The 17813-nt window shown below is 66.8% G+C and carries 20 protein-coding genes; 11 read left to right on the top strand and 9 right to left on the bottom strand.

Annotated features, from left to right (window positions below; translation table 11 throughout):
* The first annotated feature begins 66 nt into the window (after positions 1-66).
* The 6 genes from PAA8504_RS02865 (at position 67) to PAA8504_RS02840 (ending at position 4331) form a co-directional block, all read left to right on the top strand.
* Positions 67-1068, top strand: a complete 1002-nt coding sequence (locus tag PAA8504_RS02865) for an SPOR domain-containing protein (protein WP_108892624.1) — start codon at positions 67-69, stop codon at positions 1066-1068.
* The gene (locus PAA8504_RS02860) at positions 1065-2057 is read left to right on the top strand and encodes a glycoside hydrolase family 3 N-terminal domain-containing protein (protein ID WP_108892623.1); all 993 of its coding nucleotides are present in this window, start codon (positions 1065-1067) and stop codon (positions 2055-2057) included. Before PAA8504_RS02865 ends, PAA8504_RS02860 begins: the two co-directional genes overlap by 4 nt.
* The gene (locus tag PAA8504_RS02855) at positions 2050-2829 is read left to right on the top strand and encodes a segregation and condensation protein A (RefSeq protein WP_108892622.1); all 780 of its coding nucleotides are present in this window, start codon (positions 2050-2052) and stop codon (positions 2827-2829) included. The genes PAA8504_RS02860 and PAA8504_RS02855 overlap by 8 nt, the downstream gene beginning before the upstream one ends.
* A complete protein-coding gene (gene scpB, locus PAA8504_RS02850; RefSeq protein ID WP_108892621.1) occupies positions 2822-3469 on the top strand; it encodes an SMC-Scp complex subunit ScpB in 648 nt (215 codons plus the stop codon). The genes PAA8504_RS02855 and scpB overlap by 8 nt, the downstream gene beginning before the upstream one ends.
* Complete coding sequence (locus PAA8504_RS02845) at positions 3466-3681, top strand: hypothetical protein (RefSeq protein WP_245897497.1); 216 nt, start codon at positions 3466-3468, stop codon at positions 3679-3681. Before scpB ends, PAA8504_RS02845 begins: the two co-directional genes overlap by 4 nt.
* Positions 3682-3773: 92 nt before the next feature.
* Positions 3774-4331: a fasciclin domain-containing protein gene (locus PAA8504_RS02840; RefSeq protein ID WP_108892620.1), complete on the top strand. Its 558-nt coding sequence runs from the start codon at positions 3774-3776 to the stop codon at positions 4329-4331.
* Between the two features lie 155 nt (positions 4332-4486).
* Here the strand turns inward: PAA8504_RS02840 and PAA8504_RS02835 are convergent, their stop codons facing one another.
* Entirely contained in the window at positions 4487-5911 is a 1425-nt protein-coding gene (locus PAA8504_RS02835) for a protein adenylyltransferase SelO (RefSeq protein WP_108892619.1), read from the bottom strand.
* 112 nt (positions 5912-6023) lie between these two features.
* Here PAA8504_RS02835 and PAA8504_RS02830 point away from each other — a divergent pair, with 112 nt between their 5' ends.
* Positions 6024-6563, top strand: a complete 540-nt coding sequence (locus PAA8504_RS02830) for a CBS domain-containing protein (RefSeq protein WP_108892618.1) — start codon at positions 6024-6026, stop codon at positions 6561-6563.
* 7 nt (positions 6564-6570) lie between these two features.
* Here the strand turns inward: PAA8504_RS02830 and PAA8504_RS02825 are convergent, their stop codons facing one another.
* Genes PAA8504_RS02825 through PAA8504_RS02815 form a run of 3 tightly spaced genes read right to left on the bottom strand, consistent with a single transcriptional unit; the run spans position 6571 to position 8883 of the window.
* Positions 6571-7473 carry a CAP domain-containing protein gene (locus tag PAA8504_RS02825; RefSeq protein ID WP_108892617.1) on the bottom strand — a complete coding sequence of 301 codons (903 nt, stop codon included), beginning with the start codon at positions 7471-7473 and terminating at the stop codon, positions 6571-6573.
* 39 nt (positions 7474-7512) lie between these two features.
* Positions 7513-7950: a GNAT family N-acetyltransferase gene (locus tag PAA8504_RS02820; RefSeq protein ID WP_108892616.1), complete on the bottom strand. Its 438-nt coding sequence runs from the start codon at positions 7948-7950 to the stop codon at positions 7513-7515.
* 3 nt (positions 7951-7953) lie between these two features.
* Positions 7954-8883 (bottom strand): nucleoside hydrolase, encoded by a 930-nt coding sequence (locus PAA8504_RS02815; protein WP_108892817.1) that lies wholly within the window; start codon positions 8881-8883, stop codon positions 7954-7956.
* 84 nt (positions 8884-8967) lie between these two features.
* On the opposite strand from PAA8504_RS02815, the gene PAA8504_RS02810 reads away from it, so the two are divergent.
* On the top strand, positions 8968-9429 hold the full coding sequence (locus tag PAA8504_RS02810) for a hypothetical protein (protein ID WP_108892615.1): 462 nt from the start codon (positions 8968-8970) through the stop codon (positions 9427-9429).
* Here the strand turns inward: PAA8504_RS02810 and PAA8504_RS02805 are convergent.
* Positions 9402-10802, bottom strand: a complete 1401-nt coding sequence (locus PAA8504_RS02805) for a M20/M25/M40 family metallo-hydrolase (protein WP_108892614.1) — start codon at positions 10800-10802, stop codon at positions 9402-9404. The genes PAA8504_RS02810 and PAA8504_RS02805 overlap by 28 nt on opposite strands.
* Positions 10803-10989: 187 nt before the next feature.
* Here PAA8504_RS02805 and hemA point away from each other — a divergent pair, with 187 nt between their 5' ends.
* The 3 genes from hemA (at position 10990) to ispG (ending at position 14823) form a co-directional block, all read left to right on the top strand.
* Positions 10990-12213, top strand: a complete 1224-nt coding sequence (gene hemA, locus PAA8504_RS02800) for a 5-aminolevulinate synthase (RefSeq protein ID WP_108892613.1) — start codon at positions 10990-10992, stop codon at positions 12211-12213.
* Between the two features lie 131 nt (positions 12214-12344).
* Positions 12345-13619: a helix-turn-helix domain-containing protein gene (locus PAA8504_RS02795; RefSeq protein WP_108892612.1), complete on the top strand. Its 1275-nt coding sequence runs from the start codon at positions 12345-12347 to the stop codon at positions 13617-13619.
* A gap of 76 nt (positions 13620-13695) precedes the next feature.
* Entirely contained in the window at positions 13696-14823 is a 1128-nt protein-coding gene (gene ispG / locus PAA8504_RS02790; RefSeq protein ID WP_108892611.1) for a flavodoxin-dependent (E)-4-hydroxy-3-methylbut-2-enyl-diphosphate synthase, read from the top strand.
* Here the strand turns inward: ispG and PAA8504_RS02785 are convergent, their stop codons facing one another.
* The 4 genes from PAA8504_RS02785 to hisB form a co-directional block, all read right to left on the bottom strand.
* Entirely contained in the window at positions 14824-15642 is an 819-nt protein-coding gene (locus PAA8504_RS02785; RefSeq protein ID WP_108892610.1) for a LysR family transcriptional regulator, read from the bottom strand.
* Positions 15643-15850: 208 nt separating this feature from the next.
* A complete protein-coding gene (locus tag PAA8504_RS02780; protein ID WP_108892609.1) occupies positions 15851-16228 on the bottom strand; it encodes a HesB/IscA family protein in 378 nt (125 codons plus the stop codon).
* A gap of 52 nt (positions 16229-16280) precedes the next feature.
* Positions 16281-16922 carry an imidazole glycerol phosphate synthase subunit HisH gene (gene hisH / locus PAA8504_RS02775; RefSeq protein ID WP_108892608.1) on the bottom strand — a complete coding sequence of 214 codons (642 nt, stop codon included), beginning with the start codon at positions 16920-16922 and terminating at the stop codon, positions 16281-16283.
* 5 nt (positions 16923-16927) lie between these two features.
* The gene (hisB, locus tag PAA8504_RS02770; protein ID WP_108892607.1) at positions 16928-17515 is read right to left on the bottom strand and encodes an imidazoleglycerol-phosphate dehydratase HisB; all 588 of its coding nucleotides are present in this window, start codon (positions 17513-17515) and stop codon (positions 16928-16930) included.
* Positions 17516-17813: the final 298 nt, after the last annotated feature.

Here is a 17813-nt window from a genome sequence, read left to right as displayed (position 1 = left end):
GCGCCGGGCGATCGAGGCAGAGCAGAAGACGCGGTCCGCCCAACGAGACCGCGGCACGAGGCAGGCATGACGGATTACGGCTATTTCGAAACCGACGAGCCCGAGCTTGTCGTGGGACGCGGACGCGGTGCGCAAAGATTGGTCAATGCCACGGGGGCGCTGGTGTCCCTGGCCCTGGTCGTCGGAATGGGCGTCTGGGGGTACAAGCTGATGGTGCGCGATGTCAGCGGCGTCCCCGTGATCGAGGCGATGGAGGGTGCGTTCCGCACCCAGCCCGAGGATCCGGGCGGGATGACCACGCGCCACCAAGGCCTGCAAGTCAACGAGATCGCGGCCGTGGGCAGCACCGCCGGCCCGGTGGACGAGGTGCGCCTTGCCCCCGCCGAAGAAGGGCTGGCCGAGGAAGACGCGCCCTGGGGCGAGCTGGCCTCAGCCGATACTGCCGGGGCGGTGGCTGAAGGCCCCGAACTTTCGCCCGAGGATCGTGCGATGTCCGACATGCTGTCGCAATTCGACGATGTCGCGCCCCTGACCGAGCTTGCGGGCCCCACCGGCAGCGGCCCATTGGGCCTCGACGATGCCGAGGGCGGGCTGGAAGAGGTCGAGGTGATCGAGGATCGCCCCGAGGACGCCGACCCGGTCGAGCTTGCGATTGCCGAAGCCTTATCGTCGGACCCGGTGGAGCGCGCCCTCGACACCGGTGTGGACGCCACCCGGCCCCTGCCGCGCCCGCGTCTGGGATCGGTCACGCAGCTTTCGGCCCGGACGGCCGCGCCGGGACCATCGAACCAGGCGGTCGATATCGCGGCGCTTCCGAAAGGCACGCGGCTGGTGCAGCTTGGCGCCTACGCCAGCCCCGATGTGGCCCGTGACGAGTGGCAGAAGATCAGCGGTCGCTTCACGAGCTTCTTTTCGGACAAGCGGATGGTCGTGCAGGAGGCGGTGTCGGGTGGCAAGACCTTCTTCCGTCTTCGCGCGGAAGGGTTCGACGATCTGGCCGATGCGCGGCGCTTCTGTTCGGCGTTGACGGCCGCACAGGCCGATTGCATCCCCGTCGAGCTGCGGTGAGACGGGCCGCGATCCTCGGCTGCGCGGGGCCCCGCCTGACGCGCGACGAGGCGACCTTCTTCGCCGAGGCCGACCCGCTGGGCTTCATCCTGTTCGGCCGCAATGTCGAGACGCCTGAGCAGCTTCTGACCCTGACCACGGCGCTGCGCGACGCGGTGGGCTGGCACGCGCCGATCCTGGTCGACCAGGAAGGCGGCCGGGTGCAGCGTCTGGGCCCGCCCGCGTGGCGGCAATGGGCCCCGCCCTTGGATCACATGCAGCGCGCGGCCGACCCGGTTCGCGCCATGTGGCTGCGCGCGCGGCTGCAAGCGGCCGAGCTTCACGCCGTGGGCATCGACGTCAATTGCGCGCCGACCGCGGATGTCGCCCGCCCGGATACGCATCGCTTCCTGCGCAATCGCTGCTATGGCACCACGCCTGAGCAGGTGATCGCCGCCGCTCGGGCCACGGCCGACGGGCTGATGGCCGGGGGCGTTCTTCCGGTGATGAAGCACATGCCGGGCCACGGGCGCGCGCAGGTCGACAGCCACCGCGACCTTCCCGTCGTGACCGCCGGCAAGCCCGAGCTTGAAACCGATTTCGCCCCGTTCCGCGCGCTGGCCGACCTGCCGATGGGGATGACGGCGCATATCGTATTCACCGAACTGGGCGAGGCACCCGCGACCCAGGATCCCGGCCTGATCTGGCTGATCCGGGAAGAGATCGGGTTCGACGGCCTGCTGATGTCCGACGACATCTCGATGGAGGCCCTGGGCGGCAGCATCGCCCAGCGATCGGAAAAGGCCATTGCGGCGGGCTGTGACGTGGTCCTGCATTGCAATGGCGATCGGCCCGAGATGGAGCAATGCGTGGCCGCCGTGGGCGATCTGACCCCGGCCGCCGACCGCCGCGCCGAAGCCGCGCTGGCCCGGCGGCGCCTGCCCGAACTGGCCGATGTCGAAGCGTTGGCGTTCGAGCTGTCGGAACTCGACGGCGGGTTGCATGGCTGAGGTCAGCACCCTGTCGGATCACGTGGCCGACCGCGTCGCAGCCGAGGCGCTGATCGTCGACGTGGACGGGTTCGAGGGGCCGCTGGACCTGCTGCTGACCCTGTCGCGCACTCAGAAGGTCGATCTGATGCAGATCAGCGTGCTGGACTTGGCGCGGCAATACCTCGCCTTCGTCGAACAGGCCAAGTCGCTGAGGATCGAGCTTGCGGCCGATTACCTCGTGATGGCGGCTTGGCTGGCCTTCCTGAAGTCGCGCCTGCTGCTGCCCCCGGACCCCGAGGAAGAGGGACCATCGGGCGAGGAACTGGCCGCCCACCTGGCCTTCCAGCTGCAACGACTGGAAGCGATGCGCGAGGCGGCCGCGCAACTGATGGCGCGCGATCAGAAGGGCCGCGACTTCTTCGTCCGCGGCCTGCCCGAAACGGTCGAGCGGGTGCGCCACGTGCGCTATACCGCCTCTCTGATGGACCTGATGCAGGCCTATGCGCGGCTGCGCACCAAGGACGAGTTCCGCCCCTTCGTCATGGACCGCGACAGCGTGATGACCATGGAGGAAGCACTGGACCGCATGCGCGGGCTGATTGGGTTCGCCGGGGAATGGACCGATCTGGCCAGCTACATGCCCGACGGGTGGGGGGGCGACCCCGTCCGCCGCCGGTCCGCCACGGCCAGCCATTTCGCCGCCTCGCTGGAACTGGCCAAGGCCGGCCGGATCGAAATCCGCCAGGGCGAGACCTTCGCCCCCATCCAGATCCGCCGCCGCGATGGCTGAGACTCCGCCGCTGTTCGACGCCCCCCCGCCGGCCGAGCAGGAGCGGATGGTCGAGGCGATCCTGTTCGCCAGCGTCCAGCCGGTGACCGTGGCCGATCTGAACGCGCGCCTGCCCCACGGCTGCGATGCGAAGGCCGCGCTGGATGCGCTGCGCCGCCGTTACGAGGGGCGGGGCGTCCATGTCGTTCGCGTGGGCGAGGCGTGGGCCATGCGCACCGCGCCTGACCTGGGCTTTCTGATGAGCCGCGAGACCACCGAGACTCGCAAGCTGTCCCGCGCCGCGATCGAGACGCTGGCCATCGTCGCCTATCACCAGCCCTGCACCCGCGCCGAGATCGAGGAGATCCGCGGCGTCGCTGTCAGCCGAGGCACGCTCGACCAGCTGCTCGAGCTCGAATGGATCCGCTTCGGCCGCCGCCGGGAGACACCCGGCCGTCCCGTCACCTTCGTGGTGACGCAGGAATTCCTGGACCAGTTCGGCCTGGAAAGCGCGCGCGACCTGCCGGGGCTGAAGGATCTGCGTGCGGCCGGCCTGCTTGAGTCCCGCCCCGAGCCGGGCGCGGCGTCCGAAGGGGATGAAAAGGCCGCGGACCATCCCGATATGTTCGACACCACAAGCGATCCCGAGGACCCGGAATGAACGCATCCAGACTTATCAGCATGGTCGGCCGCATGGTCATGCGCCGCCTGATCTCGCGCGGGGTGAATGCCGGTATCGACAAGGCCTTCGGATCCAAATCCTCGGGAAAGCCCGCGACCCCGGAAGAGCGGCTGCAACAGCAGGCCGCGAAAAAGAACGCCCAGCGGTCGAAAAAGGCCATCCGCGTCGCCCGGCGCTTCGGCAAATTCTGACCCTCACGAGGGCGTGACCGCGCCTTGGGAAACCCTGTCGGCCTGCCGTTCGTGACTGCGATCAGGCAATGAAGCCAGACAGGGAGACTGAAATGTTTACCAAGACCCTCACCGCCGTCGCGATCCTCGGCCTGACCGCGCCTGCTTTCGCGCAGGACAACCCCATGGTCGGCGGCGCCGAGATGATGGCCGACATGAGCATCGCTCAGAACGCCTCGAACGCCCCGAACCTGACCACGCTGGTCGCCGCCGTCCAGCAGGCCGGCCTTGTCGACACGCTGGCGGGTGATGGTCCTTACACCGTCTTCGCCCCCACGAACGACGCCTTCGGGATGATCACGGACGAGGCGTTGAACGCGCTGATGATGGACGAGAACCGCGATCAGCTGGCCCAGATCCTGACCTGCCACGTCGTCGCGGCCGAGGCGTTCTCGACCGACATCATGGGCATGATCGCCGACGATGGCGGCATGCACCCCGTGCCGACCGTGGGCGGCTGCACCCTGACCGCCTACGAGCAGAACGGCATGATCATGCTGCGTGACGAGAACGGCCGCGAGGCCACGGTGACCACCGCCGATGTCGACCAGTCCAACGGCGTCGTCCACGTGATCGACCGGGTGATGCTGCCTGCCGGCCAGGCAGGCTGAGCCATCACGCGCCAACGTGTCCCCCAAGCGGACGGTGCGTGCGGGGCGGGGGACATCCCCCGCCCCAAGTCATCCGCGGCTCTCGCTTCATCCTTGTCCAAATACCCCCGCCGGAGGCCAGATTATCGAACCGATAATCTGATCCCGAGTCCGGGTCAGGTCCCGCAGAAGGTCGCCTGAACCTCTTCCCCTGGGGCCGGGGACTGGCCGAACAGATCATGCGGGGTGAACGGGTCGGTCGTGGCGCGGTGCATCGCGTGGAACAGGTCCATGTCGCCGGCCACGGCTGCGGCGATCACGGCCTCGACATGGTGGTTGCGGGGAATGACGGCGGGGTTGGCCCTGGTCATCCGATCGTGCCGGTCCGCTTCGGACGTGCCGTCGCGCGTCAGCCGCGCGGTCCACATCTGATGCCACTGGTCGAAGGCCGGGCGGTCGGTGACGTGATCGGAGGCGGTGTCGTCGCCCAGACCCCGAAAGACCCGCGTGAAATCATCCCGGTTTGCCGCCATGATGTCCAGAAGGCGCTCGATCAGGCCGGAATCATCCTCTTCCTCCGTCGCCAGACCCAGCTTGGCGCGGAACACCGACAGCCATTCCCGCTGATACCGCGCGCCGAAATCGTTCACCGCCGTGGTGAACCGGTCGATCGCGGTCTCGCGATCCGCCATCATCGGCAGAAGGCAGGTCGCGAATTGCGCCAGGTTCCAGACTGCCACCTGGGGCTGTTGGGCATAGGCATAGCGTCCCCATCGATCGATGGACGAAAACACCGTCTCCGGATGATACCCGTCCAGGAACGCGCAGGGGCCATAATCGATGGTCTCCCCCGCGATGCTCATGTTGTCGGTGTTCATGACGCCGTGGATGAATCCCAGCCCCATCCAGCGCGCGATCAGCGCCGCCTGAGCGTCAATCACCGCCTCCAGCAGGCCCTCCGGGCCATCCGCGTCGGGGTAGTGGCGGGCGATGACGTGCTCGGTCAGGGTGCGCAACGCCTCGACATCGTCGCGGGCATAGAAATACTGGAACGTGCCCACCCGGATATGGGATGAGGCGACACGTGTCAGGACGGCGCCGGGCAGGGGCGTTTCGCGCATGACGTTCTCTCCCGTCGCGACGGCAGCCAGCGCGCGGGTGGTGGGAACGCCCATCGCATGCATCGCCTCACTGACCAGGTATTCACGCAGCACCGGGCCCAGCCAGGCCCGCCCGTCGCCGCCGCGGCTGAACGGCGTGCGGCCCGCGCCCTTCAGCTGGATATCGCGCCGGCGTCCGTTCGCCACGACCTCCCCTAGCAGTACGGCGCGCCCATCGCCCAGTTGCGGCACCCAGCCGCCGAACTGGTGGCCCGCATAGGCCTGCGCGATAGGGGTTGCGCCTTCGGGCACCGCGTTGCCCGACAGCGCGGCCACGCCCTCGTCCGAGGCCAGTGTCGCCGGGTCGAGGCCAAGCTCCTCCGCCAGCCCCTCGTTCACCGCCAACAGGCGCGGTCCGGCGACGGGAACGGGTATCTGGGCCGCGTAGAAGCGGTCTGGCAGCCGGGCATAGCTGTTGTCGAAGGGCAGGGTCAGGGTCATCGGCACCTCTCTTGTCCCTTCACATGTAGGCAGTGTGTCGCAGATCGGAACCCTTGTCGTTCCCCCGCATGCGCTACGTCAAATCACTCTGAAAACAATCAGGAGGACGACCATGCAAGCCGAAGACCGTCCCGGAATGAGGATCAAGGACCGCGCCGAGTTCAAGTCGAAGCCCCGGCCCCTGACGATGACGGCCGACCAAACCGTCGCCGAGGCGGTCGCCGCGATGTGCGAGAAGAACTATGGCTCTGTCATGATCGTGGATGCGGACGACAAGGTCATCGGCGTCGTGACCGAGCGCGACGTGATGCGCAAGATCGTCAACATGGACCGCACGGCCAAGGACACCAAGCTCGACGATATCATGACGAAGGACCCGCGCCTGGCACGTGAGGACGACGACGTGGTCGATTGGCTTCGGATCATGTCGAACGAGCGGTTCCGGCGCCTGCCGGTGGTCGATGCGGAAGGGCGGATCAAGGCCGTCTTCACGCAAGGCGACTTTGTCAGCTACACTTGGCCGGACCTCATGCGGCAAGCCAGCCAGATGGGCCGCGCGATGATGTCTCGAAACTTCCCCACCGTGCTGATCGGCGGGGGCGTGGCGATCTACACGCTTCTGATGATCCTGGTGATGGCGGTCGTGTTGTAGGGCACCGTCAGTCGCGCCCGCCGAAGACCGCCACGGCGGTCTTGCGGCCTTCATCTGTCGCGGTTGCGGCAAAGCCCAGGGCGGTCGCGGTCCCCCCGCCCAGAGCCGCGCCCCCGGATCCCGACCAGGTGTCGACGAAGCCTGCCACGTCCGCCCCGGTCATTTCGGTTCCCGCGCCGCCCCGGGTTGCGCTTTGCAGGCTCAGGCTGGTCCAGCCGTCGGACCCCTCGGGCAACAGCCCGAAGATGTTTTCGGGCATCTCTTCTTCGGAGAGACGCGCGTCCAGCACCCGTTCCGCCAGCGTGTCGAGGGAACTGCTGGGCTCGAGCGGGTCCAGACCTGACTCCGCCCGTCGCGCGTTGACCTCCGACAGTGCAGCCTCTCGGGCTGCGGCCGGGGACAGGCGATCGCCGTCCGTGGCACCGGGTCCCGCGAAGGTCTGGACGGCGTAGATCCGTCCGTCCTCTCCCACGGTGGCATAGCCGAAACGTTCGAACCCTTGCGACAGGATATTCTCGCGATGGCCGGGGCTATGCATCCAGCCGTCGTGGAACGCCTCGACCCGGGCGATGTCCGCGGGCGTTTCGCAGCCGGAGCAGGTGGCAAGGTTTTCGCCGCTTTGCGCCCATTGACCGCCGCCCGCTGCAAGAAACCGGTCGCGTGGCGTTTGCCCGTCAGGGGCTACGTGGCTGTAGAAGTCCTGTTGCAACATGGCAGTCGCGTGGGCCTGCGCGGCTTCGTTCAGAACGTCGCTTTCGGTCAACGCGTCCAGACCGGCCTGCGCGCGGGAGTCGTTGACAAGTTCCAGAGCACGGTCGCCCAGATCGGTCTGCGCCGACGCGGCGGTTGCGGCAAAGAAAAGCGCGAGGGCCATGGCGGGGCGGGGGATATGGGGTCCGGTGATCATCATCCCGCCAACCCGCGGGACGCCGCAGCGTTCCGCCTGCCGTTACAGGATCCGGGTCAGAAGCCGGATCTCCTGGTCGGTGAAACGCAGCCGGGACAGCAGCGAGGTCTCCCCCGGGGGCGGGGTCGCGTGGACTGCGCGCACGCCGTGCTGGGACAGCATTTTCAAAAGGGCCAGTAGCGCCTCGGTCGCCATGCCGCGACGACGGACGGATGGGCGGATATAGAGCTCGTCGAGATAGGCGACCGTCCCCCCTTCGGATATGGAATGCCCGAAGCTGATCGACAGATACCCCACCGGGCTGGACGGGGGGCCGATCAGGTAGAAGGCGCCCGGCGCCTCGCCCGCCAGCAGCGCAGAGATGGCGATGTCCCGGTCGTCGGGATCGGGGGCGCGCCCCGTCTCGACATGGCAGGCAGCGACCAGGCGGATGGCTTGGGACTCTTCCCCCGAGCGGGCGATGCGAAGGGTTGCCGACATGCCCTAAAGCCGCGCCAGACGGTCGGTCAGCAGATCGAAGAACCCGTCGGCGTCCAGATCGCCGATGAACAGCGAGTTCTTCGGGCGATCCGTGATCCCCCACCAATCGGCCACGGTCATGCCGCGGGTCAAATCGCTGAGGCATTCGATCTCGACATTGATCTCGCGGCCCGTGAACAGGTCGGGCTTCAAAAGCCATGCAACCGTGCAGGGATCGTGCAGCGGCGCCCCGTCCGAGCCGTATTTCTGCTTGTCGAACCGCTCGAAAAAGTCGGTCATCTGTGCGACCGCGGTGCCGACGGGGGTGTCCATCTGGCGGAACGCATCGTTGCGCGCCTTCGTCACCAGCGCCTTGTGCGTGACGTCCAGCGGCATCACGACCAGCGGAACGCCCGACCGGAACACCGTCTCGGCCGCCTCGGGATCGACATAGATGTTGAACTCGGCCGCGGGGGTGATGTTGCCGACCTCGAAATAGGCGCCGCCCATCAGCACGATCCGTTCGATCCGCTCGGCGATGTCGGGCGCCTTCAGCAGCGCCAGCGCGATGTTGGTCAGCGGCCCGATGGGGACCAGCGTGACCGTGCCCGCCTCTTCGCGGCGCAGCGTCTCGATGATGAACTCCACCGCGTCCTGGTCCTGCAACGGCATGGTCGGATCGGGCAGGGTGGGCCCGTCGAGGCCGGTGCGCCCGTGGACGTGTTCGGCCGTGACCAGGGGGCGCTTCAGGGGCTGCCGCGCGCCGGCGAAGACGGGGATGTCGGTCCGTCGCGCAAGCTCGCAGATAATGCGGGCGTTCTTCGTCGTCAGGTCCAGCGGAACGTTGCCGGCCACGGCAGTGATCCCCAGAACCTCGATCTCGGGCGAGGCGAGGGCCAGCAGGATCGCGACGGCGTCGTCCTGGCCGGGATCGGTGTCGATGATGATCTTCATGCCGCGGGTGTGGCCCGTCGCGCGCGCTTCGTCAACGGGCAACGGGGGCTTGACCGGCGCGCTTGGGGCCCGTCGAATGGCCGGATGTGGGATTGGCTGGGTATGGCGGCGGTGGTTCCCCTGGCGGGGCTGGTTTTCGGCACGCTGCTGACGGTAGCGACGCAGACGGCCCATGTCATGGACAGGCTGGACGGCTGGTCGATCTGGCGCGCGTGCGTTGTCACGGGCATGGCCGGGATGGTGGTGCTTGTCGGGGCCGAGACGGGCCTTGATAGGTCGCCGGCGATCGCCCTGTGGACGGCTCCGTTGATCCATGTGCCGGTGCTGCGATGGATCGGGCGCAAGAGGTCGGCGTATCGCGTCGAGGACGTCATCGAAGTGGGTCGGGACGGGGAAGACCGGATCCGCCGCATGGGCCGAGCCGAAGTGCGGGAGCTGCGCGCCTCCGAGGATCGTAGGATCGGCTGGACCACGGCGGTCAGTCTGACCGCCGCGCCCATGCTGTTCTGCGCGATCTATTACGTCTGGGTGTGGCTGGAGCTTTGACCGTTCGAGATCGCATCCAGGATCCGCGCCCACGAGCGCGCGCCGCGGTGGAAGCTGGCGACGTCGTATTTCTCGTTGGGCGAATGGATCTGGTCGTCGTCGCGGCCAAAGCCGATCAGCATCGAATCCATGCCGAGGATCTCCTGGAAATATCCCGCGATGGGGATCGAGCCGCCCGCGCCGATATAGGCGGCCTCGTTCGGCCATTCCTGCGACAGGGCCGTGCGCGCCGCCTCGAACGCGGGGTCGGAGGTGTTCATGACCGACGCGGGCGAGGCGCCATGGTCGTGGAACTCGACCTTGCAATCGGCGGGCAGCATGGCGTGCACCATCTTGCGGAAGCTCTCGCGGATCGCGTGGGGGTCCTGCTGGCCGACCAGGCGGAACGAGATCTTGGCCGCGGCTTCGGCCGGCAGGACCGTCTTGAAGCCCTGTCCGGCATAGCCGCCGCGGATGCCGTTGATCTCGGCCGTGGGGCGCGACCAGATCTGCTCCAGCGCGGTGCGGTCGGTCTCGCCTGCGGGGGTGGTCAGGCCCACGCCCGACAGGAAGGCGCTGGCATCGAAACCCAGCCCCTCCCATTGGGTGCGCAGATCCTCGGGGAGGTCGGGCACGCCGTCATAAAAGCCGGGGATCGTGACGCGGCCGGTGTCGTCATGCAACTGTGCCAGGATCTTCGTAAGCGCCTTGATCGGGTTGGTCGCCACGCCCCCGAAGGAGCCCGAGTGCAAGTCCTTCGACGCCGCCTTGACGACGACTTCCTCGCCCAGAAGTCCGCGTAGTTGGGTCACGATGCCGGGCTTGTCCCGGGCGAAGAGCCCCGTGTCGCAGATCAGCGCGACATCCTTCGACAGCTCTTCCCTGTTGGCCTCCAGGAACGGGACGAGGGAGGGGGAGCCTGATTCCTCCTCTCCCTCGAACAGGAACGTGACGTTGCCGGGCAGGCTCCCGTGGACGGCCTTCCACGCGCGGCAGGCCTCGACGAAGGTCATCAGCTGGCCCTTGTCGTCGGCGGCGCCGCGCCCGCGGATCACGCGCGCGCCGTCCTGATCCTCGATCGCAGGGTCGAAGGGGCCGCGGTGCCACAACTCGATCGGATCGACGGGCTGGACGTCGTAGTGGCCGTAGAACAGCACCGGGCGGCCTTCGCCGCCGGTATGGGCGACCACCATCGGATGGCCCGTCGTCTCGCGCAGTTCGGCGCTGCAGCCCAAGCTTTCCAGCTCGTCGCGCAACCACGCGGCGGCCCGGCGGGTGTCGCCGTCATAGGCCGGGTCGGTCGAGATGGACGGGATGCGCAGGAACGCCATCAGCCGGTCCAGCGCGGGGTCGAGATCGGCATCGATACGGTCGAGGACGGCAGACAGGGACATGGGGGCTCCGGCATTTCGGGTGGGATCGATGGCGAAAGTATCAGGGGTATTTTTGGTGTCCAGCGGTGGACCTTGCCCAAAATATGGGCCAAACCTGAACGAGGGGCAGACCGGGGCGACAGATTGGCCCCGTGACACCGGGCGTCGCGTGATTATGTAAGCCCGGCGAGAGACAAGGAGCGACCGCGTGAATTACGACGCCAGTATCGATGCCGCCATCCAGAAGCTGCATGACGAAGGACGCTATCGCACCTTCATCGATATCGAGCGGACACGCGGCAATTTCCCCCACGCCGTCTGGACCCGCCCCGATGGCACCGAAAGCCCGGTGACGGTGTGGTGCGGCAACGACTATCTGGGCATGGGCCAGAATCCCGTGGTCATCGCGGCCATGCAGGAAGCGGTCGAGCGGACCGGCGCGGGGTCGGGCGGCACGCGCAACATCAGCGGCACGACAGTCTATCACAAGCGGCTGGAGGCCGAGCTGGCCGACCTGCACCGCAAGGAATCGGCCCTGCTGTTCACCAGCGCCTACATCGCCAACGACGCGACGCTGTCGACACTGCCGAAGATCTTTCCCGGATTGATCATCTATTCCGACTCGCTGAACCACGCCTCGATGATCGAAGGGGTGCGCCGCAATGGCGGGGCCAAGCGCATCTTCCGTCACAACGACGTGGCGCATCTGCGTGAATTGCTTCAGGCGGACGACCCCGCGTTGCCCAAGCTGATCGCGTTCGAGAGCGTGTATTCCATGGATGGCGATTTCGGCCCCATCGCCGAGATCTGCGACCTGGCAGAGGAATTCGGCGCACTGACCTACATCGACGAGGTGCACGCGGTCGGAATGTACGGCCCCCGTGGCGGCGGCGTGACCGAGCTTGACGGCCTGGCGGATCGCATCGACATCATCAACGGCACGCTGGCCAAGGCGTATGGCGTTATGGGCGGGTACATCGCCGCCAGCGCGAAAATGTGTGATGCCGTAAGGTCTTACGCGCCGGGATTCATCTTCACGACCTCCCTGCCGCCCAGCGTTGCCGCAGGGGCTGCAGCCAGCGTGCGGCACCTCAAAACCGCGCAGGAGCTTCGTGATCGCCACCAGACGCAGGCGCGCATCCTGAAGACCCGTTTGAAGGGCATGGGGCTGCCGTTCATCGACCATGGCAGCCATATCGTGCCAGTGCATGTGGGCGATCCGGTCCACTGCAAGATGCTGTCGGACATGCTGCTCGAGGATTTTGGCATCTACGTCCAGCCGATCAACTTCCCCACCGTACCGCGCGGGACCGAGCGTCTGCGCTTCACCCCGTCGCCCGTTCACGGACCGCGCGAAATGGATGCGCTGGTCCATGCGCTAGACACGCTATGGTCGCATTGTGCGCTAAATCGTGCCGAAATGATTGCATAAGCCACAATTCTCTGTGTTCCGTTTCCCCCGTCTTGTGCTAATCATTTAGTAATGAGCAGCGCCGGGCCGGTGCGGGGAATAGTCTTCGCGGCGGGCAAGGCTCTCGGGTGGCAGGTCGAAGGGACTGGCAGATGATCGGGCGTTTCCGTCAACAGGACGAACTGCTCAGCGAGCCGAAGGGCTTCGACGATTACGACCTGCGCTTGGGCGACATGATGCGGGGCGAGCGTGCGACGCTGGGCAAATCGCTTCTGGACGTCCAGCGCGAACTGAAAATCAAGGCCACCTATATCGCCGCCATCGAGAATGCTGATCCTTCGGCGTTCGAGACGCCGGGTTTCATCGCAGGCTACGTCAGGTCCTATGCGCGGTTCCTGGGGTTGGACCCCGAATGGGCGTTCAAGGCGTTCTGCGTCGAATCCGGATTCTCCACCGCCCACGGGATGAGCGAGGCCGCATCGGCCGGCAAGCGGCAGGACAATCTGCGCGAGCCGTCGCCCTTCGGCAGCCGCAACCTGGGCGTCGCCCTGAAAGGGGAAAGCTTCCTGGCGCGGATCGAGCCCGGGGCCATCGGGTCCATCGCCGTGCTGGTCGGCCTCATCGGTCTTCTGGGATATGGCGGCTATTCGGTGCTGCGCGAGGTGCAACGGGTGCAGGTCGTCCCGGTGAACCGCGCCCCCGAGGTGATCGCCGATATCGATCCGCTGGACGGCGTCGCCCCAGCCGACGAGAATTCAGACGACCCGGCCGTGGCCGCCGCCCGCGACGGGTTCGACCGGCTGTATCGCCCGCAGGCGCTTGATGTGCCGGTGATGGTGGCGCGTGACGGCCCCATCGGAACCATCGACCCGCGCGAGTCGGGGACGTTCCGCGGCACAGGTCCCGCCAGCACGCCCGTCGAGTCGATCCCGGACGCCAGTCGCGTCGCGGGTCTCGAGACCGAGTTCGATGATGCGACCGAGGCTGCCGTCCTCGCGGCCCTGGCGGACTCCGCGGGGCCCGAAGGGCAGGAGGGACCGCAGGTCGTCGCCGACACGATCCCCGAGGTCGTGGTTTTCGCCGTCCGCCCCTCGTGGGTGCGCGTCCGCTCGGCCGATGGTACCACCCTTTACGAGAAAATCATGGACGAGGGCGACCGCTTCGTCCTGCCCCGAACCGAAGAGCCTGCGACCCTGCGCACGGGCGAGTCCGGCGCGATCTATTTCGCGGTCAACGGCGACCCGTACGGCCCGGCCGGTGGCGCGGGTCAGGTCACGGGCAACCTTGCGCTGTCGGCCGATAACCTGACCTCGACCTACGAGGTTGCCAATATTACGCAGGATACCGCGTTGGCCCGCGTGGTTGCCGAGTTGCAAGAAGATCCACCCCGCCTGCCCGGACAGGATGCGCCCGCCCCGGCGGAGTGATTGCCGCGCCCCGCTTGGCACGCCCGGACAGAACGCCTAGGTGTGGCGCGACACGCATCGCGGAGCATCCAGTCCCATGACCCTCAATCACGTTCGCCCCTGGAAGAACATCTATCGGCGGAAATCCCGGCAGATCATGGTGGGCAACGTGCCTGTCGGCGGCGACGCCCCCATCGCCGTCCAGACGATGACGAATACCGACGGGACGGACGCCAAGGCCACGCTGAAGCAGATCGAGGCCTGCGCCGAAGCGGGCGCCGACATCGTCCGTGTCTCGTGCCCGGATCAGGCGACGACGCAGGCCATGAAGGAAATTTGCCGCGAAAGCCCTGTGCCGATCGTCGCGGACATCCATTTCCACTACAAGCGCGCGATCGAGGCGGCCGAGGCGGGTGCTGCCTGCCTCCGGATCAACCCGGGCAATATCGGCGACGACACCCGCGTGAAGGAAGTGATCCGGGCGGCGAAGGATCATGGCTGCTCCATCCGGATCGGCGTCAACGCCGGCTCGCTGGAGCGGGACCTCCTTGAAAAGTATGGCGAGCCGTGCCCCGACGCGATGGTCGAATCCGGCATGGATCACATCAAGATCCTGCAGGACAATGATTTCCACGAGTTCAAGATCAGCGTGAAGGCGTCCGACGTGTTCCTGTCGGCCGCCGCCTATCAGGGCATCGCCGAGGCGACCGACGCCCCCATCCACCTGGGCATCACGGAAGCCGGGGGCCTGATGTCCGGCACGATCAAGTCGGCCATCGGGCTGGGCAACCTGCTGTGGATGGGTATCGGCGACACGCTGCGTGTCAGCCTGTCGGCCGATCCGGTCGAAGAGGTGAAAGTCGGCTACGAGATCCTGAAGTCGCTGGGCTTGCGCCACCGTGGGGTCAATATCATCTCGTGCCCGTCCTGCGCGCGGCAGGGCTTCGATGTCATCAAGACGGTCGAGGCGCTGGAGGACCGGCTGGCCCATATCAAGACGCCCATGTCGCTGTCGATCATCGGCTGCGTGGTGAACGGCCCGGGCGAGGCGCTGATGACCGATGTCGGCTTCACCGGCGGCGGTGCGGGGTCGGGCATGGTCTATCTGGCCGGCAAGCAGAGCCACAAGATGTCGAACGACCAGATGGTCGATCACATCGTCGAACAGGTCGAGAAGCGTGCCGCCCAGATCGAGGCCGAAGAGGCCGTGGAAGCCGCCGAGTGATCAGGCCGATCTCCGCCTGAGATAGCGCGACAGGGCCGCAAGCGCGCGTCGGACGGGGCGCAGGTGCCGCCCTTCGTGATGGGCAACCAGCCATTCCTCGCTGCGCAGGTCGGATATCGTCGGACCGAGGCGGGTCAGGCCATCGCGGCTTTCGCCGATGAAGGTCGGCAGGACCACGCGGCCCAGCCCGGCTTCGGCCAAGGTCGCGGCAACGATTGGCGTGTTGGCGCGTGTGACGATATCGGTGCCATGGGTCGCCTCGATCCAGAGGCCAGACGGAACGGGCGCCGTCCCTTCGGCCGGGCCGATCCACCCCTCGATCCCCTCATTCGCGGCATAGACGCCATAGTCCACGTATCCGACGCGCCGTCCGGCCAGCCATGGCTGGTCGGGCGCGCGATTGCGGATGCCGATATCCACTTCACGCCGGGCGATATCCAGGGGCCGGTCACAATAGACGAATTCCGGGACCCAATCGGCGTCGCACCGCCAAATCCGGTCGATATTCCGTGCAAGGTCCAGCGTGGTCCAAGTCCCGGCCGAGATGCGCACGCGCTGGGGCAGGGGGCGGACCAGACCGGCGGCGGCCTCCTCCATCGGGCGCAACTGTGCGGCCAGGGCATGCCCCTCGGCGGTCAGGGCATAGGCTTTGGGCCCGCGGCGGAACAGGGCGCGGCCCAAATCGGATTCCAGCGCGCGCATCCGCCGCGACAGGGTCGCGGGGCTGACGCCGGTCACGGGCGCGGCACGGCCGATCCCGCCCTCGCGTGCCACGGCCACGAACAGCCGCAGGTCGGACCAGTCGGGACCATCTTTCATTTTTGCAAACCGGCTTGCAATCTCGGGCGCTGATCAGGCGGCATCAATGCCTCATTCTTTTAGAAACGAAAGGAGATTGGCATGAGACAGACACCCCAGCAATATCGCGACACCCGCCCGCTGACGGAATACGAGCTGGAGCAATTGATCTATCGGGAGCTTCGCGCCGGATCCAAGCGCATGGGCTGGCGCGCCTTGGTCGTGCGCTTCAGGCGTCGCGTTCGGCGCTCAGTTCCTCGACGTCCTTGAACTTGATCGATTCGCCGCAGCCGCAGGCGTCGACCACGTTGGGATTGCGGAACTTGAAGCCCGATTCCAGCAGCGAGGTCTCATAGTCGATCTCGGTTCCGAACAGGAACATCTGCGCCATGGGGGCAATCATCACCCGTGCGCCGTCCTGTTCGACCAGCTCATCATGGGCGTCGATCTCGTCGACATAATCCATGGTGTATTCCATTCCCGCGCAGCCGCCCTTCTTGACGCCCACGCGGAGGCCCTTATGGCCCTTGGCATCCATGAGCTTGACGATCTGGCGGATCGCGGTGGGGGTGATGGTGACGGCTTGCTTGCCGGGAATGGCGAACATGGTGGCCTCTTCGGTCAGGTGCCCTTCAATGTAATGGGCATCCGGCCATGGCTCAAGGCGTCCATTCAAGGAAGTTCCGGATCAGGCGCAGGCCGGTGGCCTGGCTTTTCTCGGGGTGGAACTGGGTGCCGACACAGGTGCCGTTGGCGACGATCGCCGTCAACGCGGCGCCATAGTCGACATGGGCCAGACGTTCCGAAGGCACGGTCATGGCCATGTGGAACGAGTGGACGAAATACGCGTGATCCCCGGTTTCGACCCCGTCCAGCACCGGGTGCGCGCGGTCGATCACCAGATCGTTCCACCCCATGTGGGGCACCTTGAGGGTCGGATCGGCGGGCGCTATGGGGACGACCTCGCCGTCGATCCAGCCCAGCCCCTCGGCCTCTTCATACTCGAACCCGCGCTTGGCCATCAGTTGCATGCCGACGCATATCCCCAGGAAAGGACGGCCGCGCCCTTCCACGGCTTCCAGAAGCGCCTGGTGCAGCGCGGCGCGGTCGCGCATCAGCGCGCGGGCGCAGGCGGGAAAAGCGCCGTCGCCGGGCAGGACGATGCGGTCGGCGCGCGCGACCTCATCAGGGTCCGAGGTCACGAGGACTGGCCCCGCGCCGGCCTCGCGGGCCATGCGCTGGAACGCTTTCTCGGCCGAGTGCAGGTTGCCGCTGTCGGTGTCGATCAGAACGGTGGTCATCGCGGTCAGAGGGTGCCCTTGGTGGACGGGACGGCGTGCCCCTTGCGCGGATCGGTCTCGACCGCCGTGCGCAGGGCGCGGGCGACGGCCTTGAACGCGGCCTCGGCGATGTGGTGGCTGTTGACGCCGCGCACCAGATCCACGTGCAGCGTGATGCCGCCATGGGTCGCCAGCGCCTGGAAGAACTCGCGCACCAGCTCGGTGTCGAAGGTGCCGATCTTCTCGGCCGTCATGGGCAGGTTCCACGCCAGCCAGGGCCGACCGGACAGGTCCAGCGCGGCCGTCACCAGCGTGTCGTCCATCGGCAGCGCGCATTGGCCATATCGCTGTATGCCGCGTTTTTCGCCGAGTGCCTCGCGCAGGGCCTGACCCAGGGTGATGCCCGTATCCTCGACCGTGTGGTGGTCGTCGATATGCCGGTCGCCGTCGGTCCGCACCTTCATGTCGATCAGCGAATGGCGCGCCAGCTGGTCCAGCATGTGGTCGAAGAATCCCACCCCCGTATGCATGTCAGCCGTGCCCGTCCCGTCGAGGTCGACCATCACGGTGATGTCGGTCTCGTTGGTCTTGCGGGTGATCGAGGCGCTGCGCATCGTGTAGCCCTTCCTGGCGTCGTCGGTTCGCGCCTCCCTTAGCCGCCGCGCGGTGCAGAGGGAAGGGCTACGGCGACGCGCAACGATCTTGCGCGCATGTTTGCAGGGGGTTGAGGGCCTTGCAGGGAAAGGAAATTTCGCTGCCATGCAGAAACTGCAAGCGTGTTGACGAAATTGCATGGCAGACTTGTTGAGGTTGTGGCTGCTGCCGTGGAAGCATGCTTTGTATGAGTTAAGTGACGAAATGTAGCCTGAGGGAGGCGGGCTGCGTTGGTGCCATGCCGCCGCGCGGACCTCC

This window comes from Palleronia abyssalis, from assembly GCF_900302445.1.
GTDB classification, from domain to species: domain Bacteria; phylum Pseudomonadota; class Alphaproteobacteria; order Rhodobacterales; family Rhodobacteraceae; genus Palleronia; species Palleronia abyssalis.
The sequence above is the reverse complement of the archived record's forward strand: the minus strand, read 5'-3'. Positions and strand labels throughout refer to the sequence as shown.

Coding starts and splice junctions, on each gene's coding strand:
- PAA8504_RS02865 (WP_108892624.1), top strand. CDS start 67: ATGACGGATTACGGCTATTTCGAAACCGACGAGCCCGAGCTTGTCGTG.
- PAA8504_RS02855 (WP_108892622.1), top strand. CDS start 2,050: ATGGCTGAGGTCAGCACCCTGTCGGATCACGTGGCCGACCGCGTCGCA.
- scpB (WP_108892621.1), top strand. CDS start 2,822: ATGGCTGAGACTCCGCCGCTGTTCGACGCCCCCCCGCCGGCCGAGCAG.
- PAA8504_RS02845 (WP_245897497.1), top strand. CDS start 3,466: ATGAACGCATCCAGACTTATCAGCATGGTCGGCCGCATGGTCATGCGC.
- PAA8504_RS02840 (WP_108892620.1), top strand. CDS start 3,774: ATGTTTACCAAGACCCTCACCGCCGTCGCGATCCTCGGCCTGACCGCG.
- PAA8504_RS02835 (WP_108892619.1), bottom strand. CDS start 5,911: ATGACCCTGACCCTGCCCTTCGACAACAGCTATGCCCGGCTGCCAGAC.
- PAA8504_RS02830 (WP_108892618.1), top strand. CDS start 6,024: ATGCAAGCCGAAGACCGTCCCGGAATGAGGATCAAGGACCGCGCCGAG.
- PAA8504_RS02825 (WP_108892617.1), bottom strand. CDS start 7,473: ATGATGATCACCGGACCCCATATCCCCCGCCCCGCCATGGCCCTCGCG.
- PAA8504_RS02820 (WP_108892616.1), bottom strand. CDS start 7,950: ATGTCGGCAACCCTTCGCATCGCCCGCTCGGGGGAAGAGTCCCAAGCC.
- PAA8504_RS02815 (WP_108892817.1), bottom strand. CDS start 8,883: ATGAAGATCATCATCGACACCGATCCCGGCCAGGACGACGCCGTCGCG.
- PAA8504_RS02810 (WP_108892615.1), top strand. CDS start 8,968: ATGTGGGATTGGCTGGGTATGGCGGCGGTGGTTCCCCTGGCGGGGCTG.
- PAA8504_RS02805 (WP_108892614.1), bottom strand. CDS start 10,802: ATGTCCCTGTCTGCCGTCCTCGACCGTATCGATGCCGATCTCGACCCC.
- PAA8504_RS02795 (WP_108892612.1), top strand. CDS start 12,345: ATGATCGGGCGTTTCCGTCAACAGGACGAACTGCTCAGCGAGCCGAAG.
- ispG (WP_108892611.1), top strand. CDS start 13,696: ATGACCCTCAATCACGTTCGCCCCTGGAAGAACATCTATCGGCGGAAA.
- PAA8504_RS02785 (WP_108892610.1), bottom strand. CDS start 15,642: ATGAAAGATGGTCCCGACTGGTCCGACCTGCGGCTGTTCGTGGCCGTG.
- PAA8504_RS02780 (WP_108892609.1), bottom strand. CDS start 16,228: ATGTTCGCCATTCCCGGCAAGCAAGCCGTCACCATCACCCCCACCGCG.
- hisH (WP_108892608.1), bottom strand. CDS start 16,922: ATGACCACCGTTCTGATCGACACCGACAGCGGCAACCTGCACTCGGCC.
- hisB (WP_108892607.1), bottom strand. CDS start 17,515: ATGCGCAGCGCCTCGATCACCCGCAAGACCAACGAGACCGACATCACC.